This is a genomic window from Pseudomonas arsenicoxydans, from assembly GCF_900103875.1.
Taxonomy (GTDB): Bacteria; Pseudomonadota; Gammaproteobacteria; order Pseudomonadales; family Pseudomonadaceae; genus Aquipseudomonas; species Aquipseudomonas arsenicoxydans.
In genome coordinates this window covers 723416-738838 of sequence record NZ_LT629705.1, presented here as the reverse complement: position 1 = coordinate 738838, position 15423 = coordinate 723416, and the positions used below count along the sequence as shown (strand labels likewise).

16 protein-coding genes, 1 tRNA gene and 2 pseudogenes are annotated in these 15423 nt (G+C 58.5%); 4 read left to right on the top strand and 15 right to left on the bottom strand.

What is annotated here, in order from left to right; genetic code table 11:
- Positions 1 to 308: 308 nt before the first annotated feature.
- The 5 genes from BLQ41_RS03285 to BLQ41_RS03265 form a co-directional block, all read right to left on the bottom strand.
- A complete protein-coding gene (locus BLQ41_RS03285) occupies positions 309 to 1538 on the bottom strand; it encodes a methyltransferase (protein ID WP_090176820.1) in 1230 nt (409 codons plus the stop codon).
- Complete coding sequence (locus tag BLQ41_RS03280) at positions 1519 to 2208, bottom strand: ABC transporter permease (RefSeq protein ID WP_008041034.1); 690 nt, start codon at positions 2206 to 2208, stop codon at positions 1519 to 1521. Before BLQ41_RS03280 ends, BLQ41_RS03285 begins: the two co-directional genes overlap by 20 nt.
- A complete protein-coding gene (locus tag BLQ41_RS03275; RefSeq protein WP_090176818.1) occupies positions 2205 to 2900 on the bottom strand; it encodes an ABC transporter permease in 696 nt (231 codons plus the stop codon). The genes BLQ41_RS03280 and BLQ41_RS03275 overlap by 4 nt, the downstream gene beginning before the upstream one ends.
- 77 nt (positions 2901 to 2977) lie before the next feature.
- Positions 2978 to 3724, bottom strand: a complete 747-nt coding sequence (locus BLQ41_RS03270; protein ID WP_090176815.1) for an ABC transporter substrate-binding protein — start codon at positions 3722 to 3724, stop codon at positions 2978 to 2980.
- 13 nt (positions 3725 to 3737) lie between these two features.
- Positions 3738 to 4511 (bottom strand): ABC transporter ATP-binding protein, encoded by a 774-nt coding sequence (locus BLQ41_RS03265; protein WP_027922189.1) that lies wholly within the window; start codon positions 4509 to 4511, stop codon positions 3738 to 3740.
- 562 nt (positions 4512 to 5073) lie between these two features.
- Here BLQ41_RS03265 and gabP point away from each other — a divergent pair.
- Positions 5074 to 6465 carry a GABA permease gene (gene gabP / locus BLQ41_RS03260; RefSeq protein WP_090176812.1) on the top strand — a complete coding sequence of 464 codons (1392 nt, stop codon included), beginning with the start codon at positions 5074 to 5076 and terminating at the stop codon, positions 6463 to 6465.
- A gap of 360 nt (positions 6466 to 6825) precedes the next feature.
- Positions 6826 to 7152 carry a hypothetical protein gene (locus BLQ41_RS03255; RefSeq protein WP_090176809.1) on the top strand — a complete coding sequence of 109 codons (327 nt, stop codon included), beginning with the start codon at positions 6826 to 6828 and terminating at the stop codon, positions 7150 to 7152.
- A 79-nt stretch (positions 7153 to 7231) separates the two neighbouring features.
- Here BLQ41_RS03255 and BLQ41_RS03250 read toward each other — a convergent pair whose 3' ends face one another.
- The 4 genes and pseudogenes from BLQ41_RS03250 to BLQ41_RS30815 form a co-directional block, all read right to left on the bottom strand.
- A complete protein-coding gene (locus BLQ41_RS03250; protein WP_090176806.1) occupies positions 7232 to 7684 on the bottom strand; it encodes a hypothetical protein in 453 nt (150 codons plus the stop codon).
- A 6-nt stretch (positions 7685 to 7690) separates the two neighbouring features.
- Complete coding sequence (locus tag BLQ41_RS03245; RefSeq protein WP_090176803.1) at positions 7691 to 8107, bottom strand: hypothetical protein; 417 nt, start codon at positions 8105 to 8107, stop codon at positions 7691 to 7693.
- Positions 8108 to 8144: 37 nt separating this feature from the next.
- Positions 8145 to 9110, bottom strand: a complete 966-nt coding sequence (locus tag BLQ41_RS03240; protein ID WP_090176800.1) for an alpha/beta hydrolase family protein — start codon at positions 9108 to 9110, stop codon at positions 8145 to 8147.
- Positions 9111 to 9181: 71 nt separating this feature from the next.
- Positions 9182 to 9502: pseudogene (locus BLQ41_RS30815) on the bottom strand (DUF1016 N-terminal domain-containing protein); the annotation flags it as partial.
- 177 nt (positions 9503 to 9679) lie between these two features.
- Here BLQ41_RS30815 and BLQ41_RS03225 point away from each other — a divergent pair.
- On the top strand, positions 9680 to 10129 hold the full coding sequence (locus BLQ41_RS03225; RefSeq protein ID WP_090176795.1) for a hypothetical protein: 450 nt from the start codon (positions 9680 to 9682) through the stop codon (positions 10127 to 10129).
- A gap of 100 nt (positions 10130 to 10229) precedes the next feature.
- Here BLQ41_RS03225 and BLQ41_RS30810 read toward each other — a convergent pair.
- Positions 10230 to 10387: pseudogene (locus BLQ41_RS30810) on the bottom strand (DUF1016 N-terminal domain-containing protein); the annotation flags it as partial.
- Positions 10388 to 10566: 179 nt separating this feature from the next.
- Here BLQ41_RS30810 and BLQ41_RS03220 point away from each other — a divergent pair.
- On the top strand, positions 10567 to 11031 hold the full coding sequence (locus tag BLQ41_RS03220) for a hypothetical protein (RefSeq protein ID WP_090176793.1): 465 nt from the start codon (positions 10567 to 10569) through the stop codon (positions 11029 to 11031).
- Between the two features lie 168 nt (positions 11032 to 11199).
- Here the strand turns inward: BLQ41_RS03220 and BLQ41_RS03215 are convergent.
- The 5 genes from BLQ41_RS03215 to BLQ41_RS03195 all read right to left on the bottom strand — a co-directional run bounded on the left by BLQ41_RS03215 (position 11200) and on the right by BLQ41_RS03195 (position 15423).
- A tRNA-Phe gene (locus BLQ41_RS03215) sits at positions 11200 to 11275 on the bottom strand.
- A 103-nt stretch (positions 11276 to 11378) separates the two neighbouring features.
- Positions 11379 to 11651, bottom strand: coding sequence for an oxidative damage protection protein (locus BLQ41_RS03210; RefSeq protein WP_090176790.1), 273 nt, complete (start codon positions 11649 to 11651; stop codon positions 11379 to 11381).
- Positions 11648 to 12715 (bottom strand): A/G-specific adenine glycosylase, encoded by a 1068-nt coding sequence (gene mutY / locus BLQ41_RS03205; protein WP_090176787.1) that lies wholly within the window; start codon positions 12713 to 12715, stop codon positions 11648 to 11650. Before mutY ends, BLQ41_RS03210 begins: the two co-directional genes overlap by 4 nt.
- On the bottom strand, positions 12712 to 14940 hold the full coding sequence (locus BLQ41_RS03200) for an AsmA family protein (RefSeq protein ID WP_090176785.1): 2229 nt from the start codon (positions 14938 to 14940) through the stop codon (positions 12712 to 12714). The genes mutY and BLQ41_RS03200 overlap by 4 nt, the downstream gene beginning before the upstream one ends.
- 78 nt (positions 14941 to 15018) lie before the next feature.
- Complete coding sequence (locus tag BLQ41_RS03195) at positions 15019 to 15423, bottom strand: acetyl-CoA sensor PanZ family protein (RefSeq protein ID WP_090176782.1); 405 nt, start codon at positions 15421 to 15423, stop codon at positions 15019 to 15021.

The window sequence follows — 15423 nt, the reverse complement described above, 5'->3', positions numbered from 1 at the left end:
CCACGCTGTCGGCGCCGTTGGCTGTTTGTATAACAAGAGTGGGGAAGCGGCGCAATTTTCCGCCAGTGAGGTCCCGGATTAGGCACTTATGTCCTTTGCATTGAATGCTTATGCACAACGGGCGCGGTGGCTTGCTGCCTTCATTACGCTTTTTGTGGACTTGTTCTCATTTGTCCGCAAATACCTGTTTTTTCGATTTTTTTGGCAATGTGTACGAAAAATGAACACTGCGTTTCAACGCTGAAACAGGCGGATATATTGGATCCACGATAATTCCATCAACAGAGTTATCCACAGGCTGCGATTATTTAAGGACGTTCCGCCAGCAGCAGGAAATTGCGCGGCGTGAGCGGGGTTTCGCAGAAGGTGCCGAGGCGAACGGTATAGCCTTGGTCGCTCAGGAAAAGTGCCCGATCAAGCACCAGCCAAAGCTCCAGCGGGCGTCGGAAAAGGCCACGCAACAGCTCCAGATTGCGCACTTCGGCCAAGCGTTGCCAACCGGCAGCTTCGAGTGCAGACCAATCTTGCGGACCGATTGTGGATAACTCTTTGAGTGCGGCCAGATGATTGCAGTATTCGGCAAAGGATTTATCCAGCCAGGCGCTGGGCAGGGAAGGGGTTGGCAGATACTCCTCAACGCCGCGCATTTGCCGTTGCAGCAGGTCGAAACCCAGGCGCCGGGCCATGGAGGTGTCGCGCTGACGTCGGACGCGTGCACCGGCAGTGACGGTTTCGCTCATCGGCAACGAGAGATCGTCGAGGGATAGATGTAGGTCAGATCGCGAACCGGCCGAGGAAAGTGTCTGGTAAGCAGCAAGATTGATCCGGTTATAACAGCACGGCGCGATGGCCAGTTGTTTGCAACCCGCCGCGCTGGCGAGCTGGATCAACCGCACGTGCAGATCCCCACAGGCATGCAGTGCCACGGGGGTGTGATCAGCTTTTAATAAAGAAGCGGCGTCAGGTGCGAGTACATCCTGTTCGACGTGCAGCGCATGCAGGTGATGGCGTTGGCTGAGCGCTTCGCCGCTGGAAACCAGCGCCGGGTCGTATTCGAGGCAGGTCAGTTGTTGCCCTGTTTGCAGCAGGCGTCGGCCCAAGTGACCCTTGCCCGAGCACCAATCCAGCCAATGCTTAGGTGGCGAGGCAAATGACAGGCGACTGGCGAAGGCTTCGATCTGCTGCCACTTACGGCCCGGCACATCGACATTCAACCGGTGCCCGGCGGCTTCCAGCGCGTGTGCTGGCAGTTCCCCCACCGCACTCAACTCAAGGGAAATCGCCGCCAACGATGCAAACGGCTGCGGCGCATCGAGCAAACAAGGTTGGTTATGACTGCTTTCCGCGTCTTCCAGCGACCGACCGCGTAGCCAAAGCGCCAACTCCGGGTAGGACGCTTCCCAAGGAAGGTGCAGATAAGTAAACGGTCGAGGTTTCCACAACGCCTGATGCTCAATCAGAAAAGCATCCAGCGCGGTGAAGCGGGCGAGTAGGGCCTCGCCCGTCAGCACGTGGGAATCAGCGCCCTTGGCAGGCATCGACGCGCAACCAGCGCTCCAACAGCTTAAAGCCGCGCACCAGCACGTAAGCCATCAGCAGATAGAACATGCCCGCGGCGAAGAAGATCTCCACCGGCAGGTAGGTCCGGGCAATGATGGTGCGGGCCATGCCGGTGAGTTCCAGCAGGGTCACGGTGCTGGCCAGGGCGCTGGCCTTGAGCATCAGGATCACTTCGTTGCTGTAGGCCGGCAGGCCGATGCGCGCAGCACGCGGCAGGATGATGTAGAACAGCGCTTTGGCCCGGGACATGCCCAGCGCCCGCGCCGCTTCGATCTCGCCCGGTGGAATCGCCTGAATCGCCCCACGCAGGATCTCGGCGATATAGGCCGCGGTGTGCAGGGTCATGGTCGCGGTGGCGCACCAGAACGGATCGCGCAGGTACGGCCACATCGAGCTGTTACGGATCGCATCGAACTGCGCCAGGCCGTAGTAGACCAGGAACAGTTGAACCAGCAACGGCGTGCCACGGAAAAAGAAGATGTAGCCGTAGGGAAATGCCCGCACCCACCACAGGCGCGACGAACGCGCGATGCCCAGTGGAATCGCCAGCAGTAAGCCGGCGATCACGGCGATGGCCACCAGTTCCAGGGTCAGCGTTGCACCTTGGGCCAGTTTCGGCAGCCATTTGATGATGACTTCCCAGTTCATTGGGTGCTCCTCGCGAAGCCGCGAGCGGCGCGTTTTTCCATCAGGTGCATGCCACTCATGGCGAGCACGGTCAGGCCCAGGTACATGAACGCGGCCACCATATAGAAGGTGAACGGTTGCTTGGACACGGTCACGCCAATTTGCGCGTGACGCATGATTTCTTCCAGGCCGATCACCGACACCAGGGCGGTGTCCTTCATCAGGATCATGAACAGGTTGCCAAGGCCGGGCAGGGCGATGCGCCACATCTGCGGCATGATCAGTCGGGTGAAGATGCGGAATTTCGACAGGCCCAGGGCCACGCCGGCTTCACGGTGACCTTTGGGAATGGCCAGAATCGCGCCACGAAACACTTCCGTGGCGTAGGCGCCAAAGCACAGCCCCAGCGCAATCACGCCGGCGGCGAAGGCATTCAGTTCGAGGTCGGGATTGCCGAAGAACTCGCCCAGGGCACGCATCAGGTTGACCGTGCCGAAGTAGATCAGCAGCACCCAGAGCAATTCCGGGATACCGCGAACCAATGTCGAATAAGTGCCGCCAAGCCATTGCAACGGCTTGTACGGGGAGGTCTTGGCCAAGGCGCCGAGCAGACCGAGCACCAGCCCCAGGCACAGGGCCGAGAGTGCCAGTTTCACAGTCATCAGCGCGCCAGCGGCGAGCGCCGGGCCGAATCCGTAGAGATCAATAGTCATGGATTTCTTTTCAATCGCGGCAGGCAATGCCAGGAACTGGCGCCGTCAAAGCACGGCGCCAGTCCGGCAGGTCAGAATCAATAGATGCTGAACGGGAAGTACTTGTCGTTGATCTTCTTGTAAGTGCCGTCTTCGACGATTTCTTTTAGGGCCAGGTTCAGCCTTGTACGCAGGGTGTCGCCTTTACGAACAGCGATACCGATCTTGTCGCTTTCTTCCACCGGGTCGCCCTTGAATTCATACGAACGACCGGCGTCGCTTTTCAGCCACTCGTAGTTGACGTATTTGTCCGCCAGGATGCCGTCCAGACGACCGGAGGTCAGGTCCAGATAAGCGTTTTCCTGGGTGTCGTAGAGTTTGACTTCAACGCCGGGCATGTGGTCTTCCATCCAGGTGCCGGCGAGGGTCGCACGTTGTGCGCCGATCACTTTGCCTTGCAGGGATTCCTTGTCGGTCTTGAACTCTTTGTCTTTGGGCGCGATGAATTGCAGCTTGTTGGAGTAGTACGGTTCGGTGAAGTCCACCGCTTGCTTGCGCTCATCGGTGATCGACATCGAGGAGATCAGGAAGTCGAACTTCTTGGCGTTCAGGGCCGGGATGATGCCGTCCCAGTCGGACGTGACCACGGTGCACTCGACTTTCATCTTGGCGCACAGGGCGTCGCCGATTTCTTTGTCGAAGCCGACGACATTGCCACTGGCATCTTTGTTGTTGAACGGCGGGTAGGCCGCTTCGATGCCCATCTTCAAGGTTTCGGCCATGGCACCGGCGCTGAAGGCCAGGGTGACGGCGGCGGCCAGGAAGACCTTTTTGTAGTTCTGCATGCGGGTAGCTCCGTTAGCGGTTGCTGGACATGAATTGTTTGCAGCGTGCCGAAAGCGGGTTGTCGAACACCTGCTGTGGCGATCCTTGCTCTTCTACCAGGCCCTGGTGGAGGAAAACCACCTCGCTGGAGACCTGACGGGCAAAGCCCATTTCATGGGTGACCAGCAGCATGGTGCGGCCTTCTTCGGCCAGTGCGCGGATGACATTAAGTACTTCCTGGACCATTTCCGGGTCAAGGGCGGAGGTCGGTTCGTCGAACAGGATCACCTTGGGCTGCATCGCCAGTGTGCGGGCGATGGCGGCGCGTTGCTGCTGGCCGCCGGACAGTTGCGCCGGATAGGCGTGGCGTTTGTCAGCGATGCCGACCTTGGCCAGCAAGGCTTCGGCGACTTCGATGGCTTCGGCCTTGCTTTGACCGAGTACGCGGCGCGGCGCTTCGATGATGTTGTCGAGCACGCTCATGTGCGGCCAGAGATTAAAGTTTTGAAATACAAAACCGATCTCGCTGCGCAGGCGATTGATCTGCTTGCCGTCGGCTGCGACCAGTTCGCCGTTCTTGGCGGCTTTGAGCTTGAGTTCTTCGCCGGCCACCAGGATCTGGCCCTGGTGCGGATTTTCCAGCAGGTTGATGCAACGCAGGAACGTGGACTTGCCGGAACCGGAAGAACCCAGGATCGAGATCACGTCGCCGTCGCGGGCGGTCAGCGAGATGCCTTTGAGCACCTCAAGCTGTCCGTAGCGTTTGTGCAAGTTGCGAATTTCAAGCGCGGGCGTGGCCTCAGCCATGTGCGTTCCTCATAGTGTTTCGCTCCTGCTGTTGGTGGCCTTCCTGGCGAGGCGGCCAAGCTAGCATAGCGTCTGAATGGCAGCCAACAGCGCTTCGGGCGGTAAACGGGTGGCGTGTGGCAGGTTGTCGCATCGGTACAGCAGACTGTCGCGCTGCTATCAACCGAACAGCCGTTTGAACCCTGCCTGTTGATAAAAAGGGCGGGGCTGTTCCAAAAAAGGGCGCGATGTTGCCAGCTTTGGCGGGGTGTTGGAAGCGCTAACCGGCCAAACGTTCCTCTTGCGCACTTTTATTGTGCGTCCGGAGATTTTCGGGTGTGTTTCCGGTGCGCCGGCTCGTCCTTAAAGTGAGTCGCAGGGTAACGTTCTGGCGAATTGCCATTATTCTCAATGACTTGCGATGACTGTCCGGTCAAGACGAGATCGCCGTGGTAGAGGGTTTTGAAACATTTTGGCGTAATTATTGCGTGCAGAATCCGGAACGCCCCGTTGGTTTCTTTTTACGAGAAGGATCGCCAAGCGGGATGGATGCAGATCGCTTTCCCTTACAAAGGTAGTTTCAATGAGCAGTACCCCAAGCTCCAATGGCCTCGAACAGGGGCTCAAACCGCGTCATGTGACCATGTTGTCGATCGCCGGGGTTATCGGCGCCGGCCTGTTCGTCGGCTCCGGCCACGCCATCGCCGCCGCAGGCCCAGCTGTGCTGTTGGCCTACGCCGCCGCTGGTGCCCTGGTGGTGTTGGTGATGCGCATGCTCGGCGAAATGGCCGTAGCTTCGCCGGACACCGGCTCCTTCTCGACCTACGCCGATCGTGCGATAGGTCACTGGGCTGGCTTCACTATTGGCTGGCTCTACTGGTGGTTCTGGGTCTTGGTCATCCCGCTAGAGGCCAACGCCGCCGCGACTATCCTGCATGCCTGGTTCCCTAACGTGGCCATCTGGGCATTCACGTTGATCATTACTTTGCTGCTGACGGTGACCAACCTGTTCAGCGTGAAGAACTACGGTGAGTTCGAATTCTGGTTCGCCCTGGTCAAGGTCATCGCGATTATCGGTTTCATCGGCCTCGGCATCATGGCGATCTTCGGCTTCCTGCCGAACAGCCAGGTCAGCGGCGTTTCGCATCTGTTCGACACCCAGGGCTTCCTGCCAAACGGCATGGGCGCGGTGTTGGGCGCGATTCTGACGACCATGTTCTCCTTCATGGGCACCGAGATCGTGACCATCGCGGCCGCCGAATCGAAGAACCCTGGCCAGCAAATCTCCAAGGCCACCAACTCGGTGATCTGGCGGATCGGCTTGTTCTACCTTGTGTCGATCTTCATCGTTGTGGCCCTGGTGCCATGGAACGACCCGATTCTGGCCAGCGTTGGTTCCTACCAGACCGTGCTTGAGCGCATGGGCATCCCGAACGCCAAGCTGATTGTCGATATCGTTGTACTCGTTGCTGTGACCAGCTGCCTGAACTCGGCGTTGTACACCGCTTCGCGCATGATGTTCTCCCTGGGTAAGCGCGGTGATGCACCGGCCATTTCCCAACGCACCAATAGCAGCGGCACGCCGTACTGGGCCGTCATGTTGTCCACCGGCGCAGCCTTCCTGGCTGTGTTTGCGAACTACGTGGCCCCGGCTGCCGTGTTCGAATTCCTGCTGGCCAGCTCCGGCGCTATCGCGCTGCTGGTGTATCTGGTGATCGCCTTCTCGCAACTGCGCATGCGCAAGCAGCGTATGGCACGCGGCGAGAAAATCGCCTTCAGCATGTGGCTGTTCCCGGGCCTTACCTACGCGGTGATCGTATTCATCGTTGGCGCGTTGACCATCATGCTGTTCCAGGAAGCCCATCGCGTGGAAATCCTCGCGACCGGTCTGCTGAGCTTGCTGGTCGTGGCCGCTGGCTTGTTTGTCGCGCGCCGCCGTCGCAATGAGCAGTTGATCGCAGCGGTAGTTCGCTGAGTGATCTAACACCGGCCCAATGCGGGTGAAACATCAAAAACGACCGCCTTCAGCAATGATCGCGGTCGTTTTTGCTTTCATTCAGGCGATTGATCGTCTGGCTATCTGATGGACACGATGATGGCGAGATAGTAGCCTTCTCGTCGAATGTGTATCTCGCTGTTGCAAGATACGATGGAGTTTCAGGACATGGATTGTTCGACACCACCAGCCTTTCCTGGCTAAAGCCCTCGACCCTTCCTTGCCTGCTCTCTCATCTGACGTCAGTCACGATGCATTTGCGTGTGTTTGCCGTTTAAAGAGCTGCATGGAGCTAGCCCGGTCATTCAGCCAACCCATCGGGGCATCAAGGAGTCAGGCATGGCGTTTACATCGGTTGTATTCAAAAACCCTCAAACCGGAGCCATGAAAGAAGCGCCAATCGGCTTCTCATGGACCGTGTTTTTCTTCGGCTTTTTCCCGGCATTGTTCCGCGGTGATATCAAGTGGGCGGCGATCATGTTCGTCATTGCCTGCTTCACGTTCAGCCTCAGCAACCTCGTTTTCATGTTCATCTACAACAGGCTGTATGTGCAGGACCTGATCGCTGCTGGCTTCAAGGCTCAGTCCATCGCCAAAGGTGAACTGGGTTATGCCAGCGCCAAACTGGGTTTTGAAATCCCGCGTCTGGAAGGTGTTGCTGCCTGATTGTGGTGTTGAAAGCCGCAAAAAAAACGGCCGCTGTCAGTGATGACAAGCGGCCGTTTTTGTATCTGAAGGCGAGTATTTACTCGGCCTTTTCTTCCTGCGCATCCAGCGCCTGGCGATAGCTGTCCAGCGCATCGCCGAAGTCGGTGATGAACTGTGGATCGGTCAGCCAGGCCTGTGCGGTATCGCGGTCCATGCCATCGGTCCACATGCGGTAGTCGATCAGCATGTCGGCGGCCAGGTGAGTGGCGGCCATGGCTTCGTTGTCGGCGTTTTCCATGTCCAGCAATTCTGGATGGTCGCTGATGATCCCGGCGAGGTCCGACAGCAGGATCTTCAGCATGTCGCCACGGCTGATGGCTTCCGCGTCGCGCATTTTGCTGAACATCGCCAGGGTGTATTCCGGGATCGGCTCGCCGATTTCCCCCAGGTCATCGTCCAGTGCGGCAGGTTTACGGCCGTGGATATTGATTTGCTTGGCTTTGATCTTGGCGCGTTTGGCGCGTTTTTGCTGTTTGTTCAGGGAGGCCATGGGAGCTCAGTTCGGTTTCTGTTGGGTTTGGGCCGCGATGGCGTCGGACGCCGCCACGTAGTCAGCCTGGAAGGCTGGTGATTCGATCCACGCCAGGGCGCCGGCTTCATTGACTTCGGTGGACCATTGGCGATATTCGATCAGCGCCGCGAGGATGAAATCCATCGCGCCTTCTTCGCCTTCCTGTTCGTACACCAGTTCCAGCAGCGGGTCTTCGAGAAAGGCCATGCACATCGCTTGCTGGCTGGTTTTTTCGGCGTCGATCATTTTCTTGAACAGTTCGGTCAGGTCCACCGATTCGAAGTCGATACGATCATCGTTCGGGTCCAGCTCGACCGGGGCGGCAGCACGTTGGGTGCGGTTCTGCTTGGCCTTGGCTTTGGCGCGGGTGGCGCGTTTGTTCTGCTTGTTGGCGGAGGCCATGAGCGTCGTTCCGTAATTCGTTGAGTGGGCACAGCCGTCAGCTGCGTGGCACTCGCCGCCCGGGGGTATCGGGGGCCAGTTCGCCGGTCTGCAGCCAGGACAATGCAATGGGCCATAGTGTGGCTTGGTATGCGCTGCGAAAAAAGGCGAAATGTCCGACTTCTTCTTCGCCGATGTCATGCGGCTCGATTCGCAAATGGGTGTTTGTGCTTTGGGTGAAGTAGCCAAGCAGACGTTCGATGGCCGCAATGGTGCCGTAAGGATCGTCGCTGATGCTGATGGCCAGGGTTTTTGCGCTGACCCTGGCGAACGGCAGTTGGCCGTGTGTTGCGTGAGCTACGCGGCCGCTGGGGCGCTTCTCGTAGCGATCGGTGGGCGTGCTCCAGTCACGGACGACGCCAGCGGGCGTATCTTCCAGCCAGCCGAGGCGTTTGCCGGGGAAATAGCCGTAGATCTTCGTGACGAGTGGCATTACCAGGTGCCACTTGCCAAACATTCGCCAGCGATGGGCGGGCGCATAGTCGCGCCAGTAAGCGAACTGAGCGCCCACGGTGACCAAATGCCGGATCACATGCCCTGAGGCTCCCAGGCCTGCTGCGCAGCCGCCAAAGCTGTGGCCGACGACATCGATGGGTTGCCCGGGGAATTCACGCTGAGCGCGTCTGAGCATCGCTTCAAAGTCCAGCGCGCCCCAGTCGGTCCATGAGGCGTCGAGATCCTTGAGCGATGCCGGACGTGATTCACCGATGCCACGGTAGTCAAACGTGATCACGTCAAAGCCGTTGGCAAACAGGTAATCGGCGAAACGCGAGTAGTGACGGCAACGCACGGAAGTGGCGGCGTTGATGATGACTACCGGGCGGGTTGTGTCCGGCAAGGCGTGCTGCCAGGTGAAACCGCCGAGGATAAAGCCGTCTGCGGCAGTTTCCTTGAAGGGGGTGCCGGGTATGGCTGTAGGCAATGGCGACTCGGGCGGCAGTGCGGACGCGTCCTGCAAATTCATCTTGTTCGGACCTTTGCGGGTAGCTGCTAACGATAGTCTTCACGTCGCTAATGGACAATCCATGCGTATTTTGGCAACCCAAGAAACTCCAGTATCACCGGATCCCTGATGAAGTCCCGAGGATGTGCGTTCATTTTCTCAAGGTTGGTTGCTGCTTCCTGTTTGACGGCGGGGCGATCACGACTTGCCAGCAGGCGTTCGAAATACAAGGTATTGATCTGGCGCTCCAGGGCGCGGCTTGACTAGTTCTGGATGGCAGATTCGTTCATGTACCAGTGGCGTGCGAGTTCGTTATCTACACGCAGTAGCCTGCGGTAGTGGGTCCAGCTCAATTCGTGACGCAGTGCGTCACACTTTGGGAATGCTTGATAGAACAGGCGCATGTAACGAAGGGGGAATTGGCGGATTCGTTTTGCAGGAACCAACCAACTGCAGCACGTGATTCAGGAATACAGCGCGTAGTCCGATTCGCAGTGAGCCCAAGTACCAATCAATCTAAAACTTGAGCATTCAACCAGAAATCTAAATGGATTAACGATTGGGTTCCGTGGAGCCCGGGAGTCGCCATCATGAAGTCCATCCATTCCCTCATTTTGCCCATCGCCGCAGTCGGTGTGCTGATGTTTCCCGCCATGACGTGGCCCGCCAGCCTCGAGCCCATCGACAGCTCAGGCGTGCAAATTCAGCGGCAGGAACAGAATGGGATTGCCTATCTGTCCGGCGGTATTGGCGAGGATGAAGCGAAGGCCATTCAACAAACGACCGGCTACAACCTGCACATGACCTTTTCCATTGGGTCGGAAGGCAAATATGTGCCGGATGTAGAACTGGTTATCCAGAGTACTCAAGGTCAATCAGTGCTGAAGCTCAGTCAGGCAGGGCCTCTGGTTTATGTCCAGTTACCTGCTGGCAAGTACACCGTGGTCGCCACCCGTCACGGTGAGGCAAAGCGCGACACGACAGATGTCGGCAAGGATAACGTGCGTAATCTGGTGTTCAACTGGAAGGGTGATCAGTGACGGCGGCAGTCCGTCGGGACTGCCTCTGGCCAGTCGATCAGGCTTGCGTCGTTTGGCCACGCAGGTTTTCCAGCGTCAGTGTTGCGGTGGCCTGTCGTTAGCTCAATTCGGAACGCGGTGCGTCCCAAATTCCAAAGGTCTGAAAGTAATCCCGCATATATCGCAGATTGCGCTCATCAAAGCCTTTTCCAAACTGTGCCGTGAGGGCTTTGGCAAGTGTCGGGAGCAGCGCTTGCTGTACTCGGACCGCCGAGACCCTCCCGCTCGGATGAATTCGTTTTGCAAGAACAAAACCGACTGCAGCAGGGGTTTGAGGAATACATCGTGTAGTCCTATTCGCGGCCCATCACAGTACTAATCAATCTAAAACTTGAGCGCCCCGTCAGGAATCTAAAAGAAGTAACGATAGGGTTCTGCAGAACCCGGGAGTCGTCATCATGAAACACTTCCGTTCATTGATACTGCCCATCGCTGCAGTCGGTGTGTTGATGTTCCCCTCCATGGCTCCGGCAATAACGTCGGGACCTGTCGACACGGCCGGTGTGCAGATTCAGCCAGAACAGCAGAATGGAATCAGTTACCTGTCAGGAGGCATTGGTCTGGATGAGGCACGCTTCGTTCAACAATCTCATGGGTACAACTTGCACATGAGTTTCTCTATCGGACCTGCAAACGAATATCTGCCCGACGTGAATGTGGTCGTTCAGAACGCACAAGGACATCCTGTGTTCAGCCTGGATCAGGCCGGTCCCTTGGTGTACGTGCAGCTTCCTCCGGGCAAGTACACGGTAGTCACCACGCGTAACGGCCAGGAACGGCGTAATACCGTGGACATCGGAAGCGGTCCAGCCCGTGACCTGAACCTTCACTGGACAGGCGAGCAATATGTCTCGGGCTCATAACTTCAAAAATGCAGTCATACAAAAAAACCGCTGGGAGCGGTTTTTTTGTAGGTGTCTGACGCGGCTGCCCATTTCCGCAGGGGAGGGCGGCTCGGCGCAAAACCCGGGCCCCATCAAATCGCAGACATAAAAAAACCCTGAATCTTGCGATTCAGGGTTTTCGGTATTTGGTGCCCAGAGACGGAATCGAACCGCCGACACGGGGATTTTCAATCCCCTGCTCTACCGACTGAGCTATCTGGGCAACGGGGCGCATTAAACGGGTTTTTCAGGGGGTCGTCAAGCAAGTTTTCAAAAAATATTTAATTATTACCGTCGCTTACGTGTCGACCCCGGATTTTGATCAATTATTGAGCAGGTGGAACGTAACCGTCAGCCTTGGCGTATTCCTCGCCGGAAAAGAACTTGTCCATCTCGCCCTGAAGGTATTTGCGGTCTTCGGCGTTCATCATGTTCAGGCGTTTTTCGTTGATCAGCAGGGTCTGGTGCTTTTGCCAGTCAGCCCAGGCCTTGGCCGAGACGTGGTCAAAAATGTCCTGACCTTTTGCGCCCGGGAAGGGGGCTTTCTCCAGAGCGGGCAATTCTTCTTTGTACTTGCGGCACATGATGGTGCGGGTCATGACGACTCTCCTGCGTTCAATACGGCGGCCGCGCGTTCGAGCAAGGTTTTGACCGGGGCGGCAAGGCCCAGGCGCGGCGGGGTGGCGAGGTTATACCAGAGCCAGTCGGCCTCGGCCACGTGGTGGCCAGCCTCCTGGACCTGAACCAGCCAGGGTTCGATGGATAACTGAAAATGGCTGAAGGTGTGCACCAGGCTCGGCAGCGCCTGTTGGGTGCCCAGCTCGAGCGAGTGCTGCGAGGCCAGATGTTGCAGGTCATCGAGGTCGTCGAGTTCCGGCAAGCTCCAGAGACCGCCCCACAAGCCCGTGGAAGGGCGACGGTAAAGCAGAATCGCGCCTTCGCCGTTGGCGAGCATGGGCATCAGCGTGCGCTTCTGTGGTACCGCTTTGCGTGGCTTGGGGATCGGGTAGCGGGTTTCCAGGCCGAGCATGTGCGCCTCGCAACCCTTTTGCAGCGGGCAGAGCAGGCAACTCGGTTTGCTGCGGGTGCAGAGCGTGGCGCCCAGGTCCATCATCGCTTGGGTGTAGGCGTTGACCCGATCATGCGGGGTAAAGCGCTCAGCGTTGGCCCACAGCGCTTTGGCAACCTTCGGCTCGCCCGGATAACCCTCTTGCGCAGTAAACCGCGCCAGCACCCGTTTGACGTTGCCGTCGAGGATCGGCGCGCGCAGGCCCATGCTCAGGCTGGCGATCGCGCCTGCCGTGGACAAGCCGATGCCCGGCAGCTCAACCAGCTTTTCAACATCGCGCGGAAACTCGCCACCGTGCTCGGCGACAACAATCTTCGCGGTCTTCTGCAAATTGCGCGCGCGAGTGTAATAACCCAGGCCGGTCCACAGGTGCAGTACTTCGTCTTCCGGTGCGGCAGCCAGGGCTTCGACCGTTGGCAGCGAGGCCATGAAACGGTCGAAGTAGTTCAGCACGGTGCTGACCTGGGTTTGCTGCAGCATGATTTCCGAGACCCACACCCGATACGGCGTAATGCCCTGTTGCCAGGGCAAATCGTGGCGGCCGTGGCGGTCGTACCAGTCTAGAACTGCCGATGAAAACTGCTCGGCTTTCATCGCTTGAACAGCCCCTTCAGCGCGTTTTTCAGTTCAGGGCTGACTTTGTCACCGAGTTTCTCGTCGATTTTGTCGCTGAGCTTTTCGCCAGCCAGTTTTGCGGCGACCTGGCCCATGCGTTCGTTGTCCACGCGACAGGCCTTGGCGCCGAGTTCCAGCGGGCCACGGCAGCGCAGCGGCCACTCGATGCCGACGTACTTTTCACCCACCTGGCAGGCCGGATCGGGCATAGCGCTGGTGTCGCCTTCGACGACGATGCCCACGCGATAATCCATGCCCAGCACACGCAGGTCGACGTCGCCGTTACCGTTGACGGTCATGCCCGGGATGCGCACTTTCAGGTCCGGGTTGCTGGCCACGCCGTTATGCAAGGTCAGGTTGCCTTTGAGTTCCTGGAATGGCGTGTCCTTGCCCTTCGGCTCGCCGCTAAGGGTTTTACGGTTCAGGGTGGCGATGCCTTTGCACAGTTGCTGTTCAAGGTTGGCGTTGAGCAGCACGCCATTGTTGATGACAAAACTGGCGTTGCCGTTGAGGCTGTCGATCAGGGCTTTCTGGCTATTGCCGCTGCCGGTCAACGCACTGTTGAGCGTTACCAGACCATTGACCGGAGGCTTCTTGCCTTGGCTTTCGAGGATTTTTTCCACCGGCACTCGGGTGATGCGCGTCTGCATGGCCAGCGCTGGAACTTCCTGGCGGACGTCCAGGGTGCCCTTGGTTTCGAAGTTGCCGTCGTACAGATCGCCGCGCAGATTTTCCAGCGTCAGCAAGCCGCCCTGGCCGGTGGCTTTGAATGCCGCGTTGTGGATCGGCAGTTTGTCGAGGGTCAACTCGCCGAAGCTCAAGTCGGCGTCCACGTCGAGTTTGCTCAAGCGTTCTACCGGCAACAGGCGTTCGGTGCTCCACGCGGTTTTGGTCGGTGCGTCGGGCAGCGGAGTGCTGCCTGCGCCGGCCATGGCGCTGGCTTCGGTGTTGGCCACTTCAGCCTGACGTACCTGCGTCGCACTGTTGGCTTCGGCGGATTTTGGCGGCAGGTAACGATCGGCGTTGAAGGTGTCAGCCTTGAGTACTGCGCGCAGTGATTGCTTGGCGAAATCTTCGACGGCGATGCGGCCACTGAAGCTGCTGTCATCGACTTTCAGGTTGATATTGTCGAAGGACACGCTGGTCGGCGTACCCGCCACGCGGCTGACCAGCTCGACTTTGCTCAGGCTGCCTTCGGCCATGGCCGGGAGTTTCTGGCCGATGCTGTCGACGAATTTTGCCAGGTCGAATTGGGCAATCGAGATGGCGCCGTTGATTTGCGGCGTCTTGTCGAGGTCGTTGACCTTCAACTCCCCCAGCGCTCGCAGCTGGTTGGCGGAAATCTTGATGCCGGTCCACTCGGCGACGTTCGCAGCTTTATCCAACAGCAATTGGCCTTGGGCGGCGAAGGTCATGGTTTTGCCTTGCAGCGGATCGCCAGCGACTTCGCCGGAGAGCTTCATGTCTTCGAACTTGTAGCGCTGCAGTGCGCGCTCGAAGCGCAACTCGCCATTGAGCTCGGTACGCACACGCAAGACCGGCTGGTTAGTGCCCAGGAACGCGGTAAGTTTGACCGGGATGTTGGTCGAGTCGTGGACCGCGCCGGTGCTCAACTGGATACTTTCGGCGCTGAATTGCTTGCCGGTTTTCTCGTCGTTGTATTCAACGCGGGCGTTGTTGACGGTCAGGCTGTCGATGTCCAGGCGAGCCGGCTGCGGCGGTTTCTCTACCTGAACGGTGGTTTGCGGGGCAGGGGACGGCTGGTCTGGGGTGGCCGGTGGCGTAGCCGGCGTGGCGGTCGGAACCTTGCCGATGTCTTCCCAGTTGCCATGACCATCCTTGTCGCGAGTCAGGCGCAGGTTCAGGCCTTCGACGCGCACATCGCTCATCTGCACCTCGCGGCGCAGCAGCGGCAACACCCGGACAGAAAGGCCGAGCATCTGCAAGTCAGCGAACGGTTCGGTGGGCTTGGCCAGGGTCGCGACACTGGCTTCGTGCAGTTCAAGGCCCAGCCATGGGAACAGGCTCCAGCCGATATCGCCATTGAGCGTCAGCTCGATGTGGGCCTTGTCGCGGGCAATCTGGCGAATCTCGTCTTTGTAGTCGTTGGGATCAAAGAGGTGGGTCAGGGCAAAGCCCAGCGCCACAATGATCAGCAACAGCCCGAGAAGTACCAGACCCAGGATTTTGCCGAACGCTTTCATGGGCGAGTCCTTGTATTTAGTCGAATTCGAAATTTAGCCGGGGAGTATAGCGCTCCAAAGCGCACGACCGGTCAGCGATCACGCGGGCATTTCATCGAGCGCCACCTTCAGCTTGGCGGCCAGCGCTTGTGCTTCGAGATGCCCGGCCGGTGCCAGCAAACGCAGGACCGCACCCGATTGCGCCGCCATTTTCTGTGCTTCATTCACCAGACGTTCGGCCACACCGCGACGACGGGTGATTTTTCGTACGCATATTTGGGACAAGTGCCAGACGCCAGGGTGCCGTTGCAAGCGAGCCGCGCCGAGCAGTCGATCGTTGAAGCGTCCGGCGATCAGCGAACCGTCGCGCAGGCAGCCTTCAATCAACTGCAAGTCCCCTGGAAACGGGGCAAACAGCCAGTCCGGGGCATCGCGATAAATCTTCTGCAGATCTTGCTGATCCTGGTAGGTGGCTTCGTTCAGCGGCTCGACAATGATCGGCAT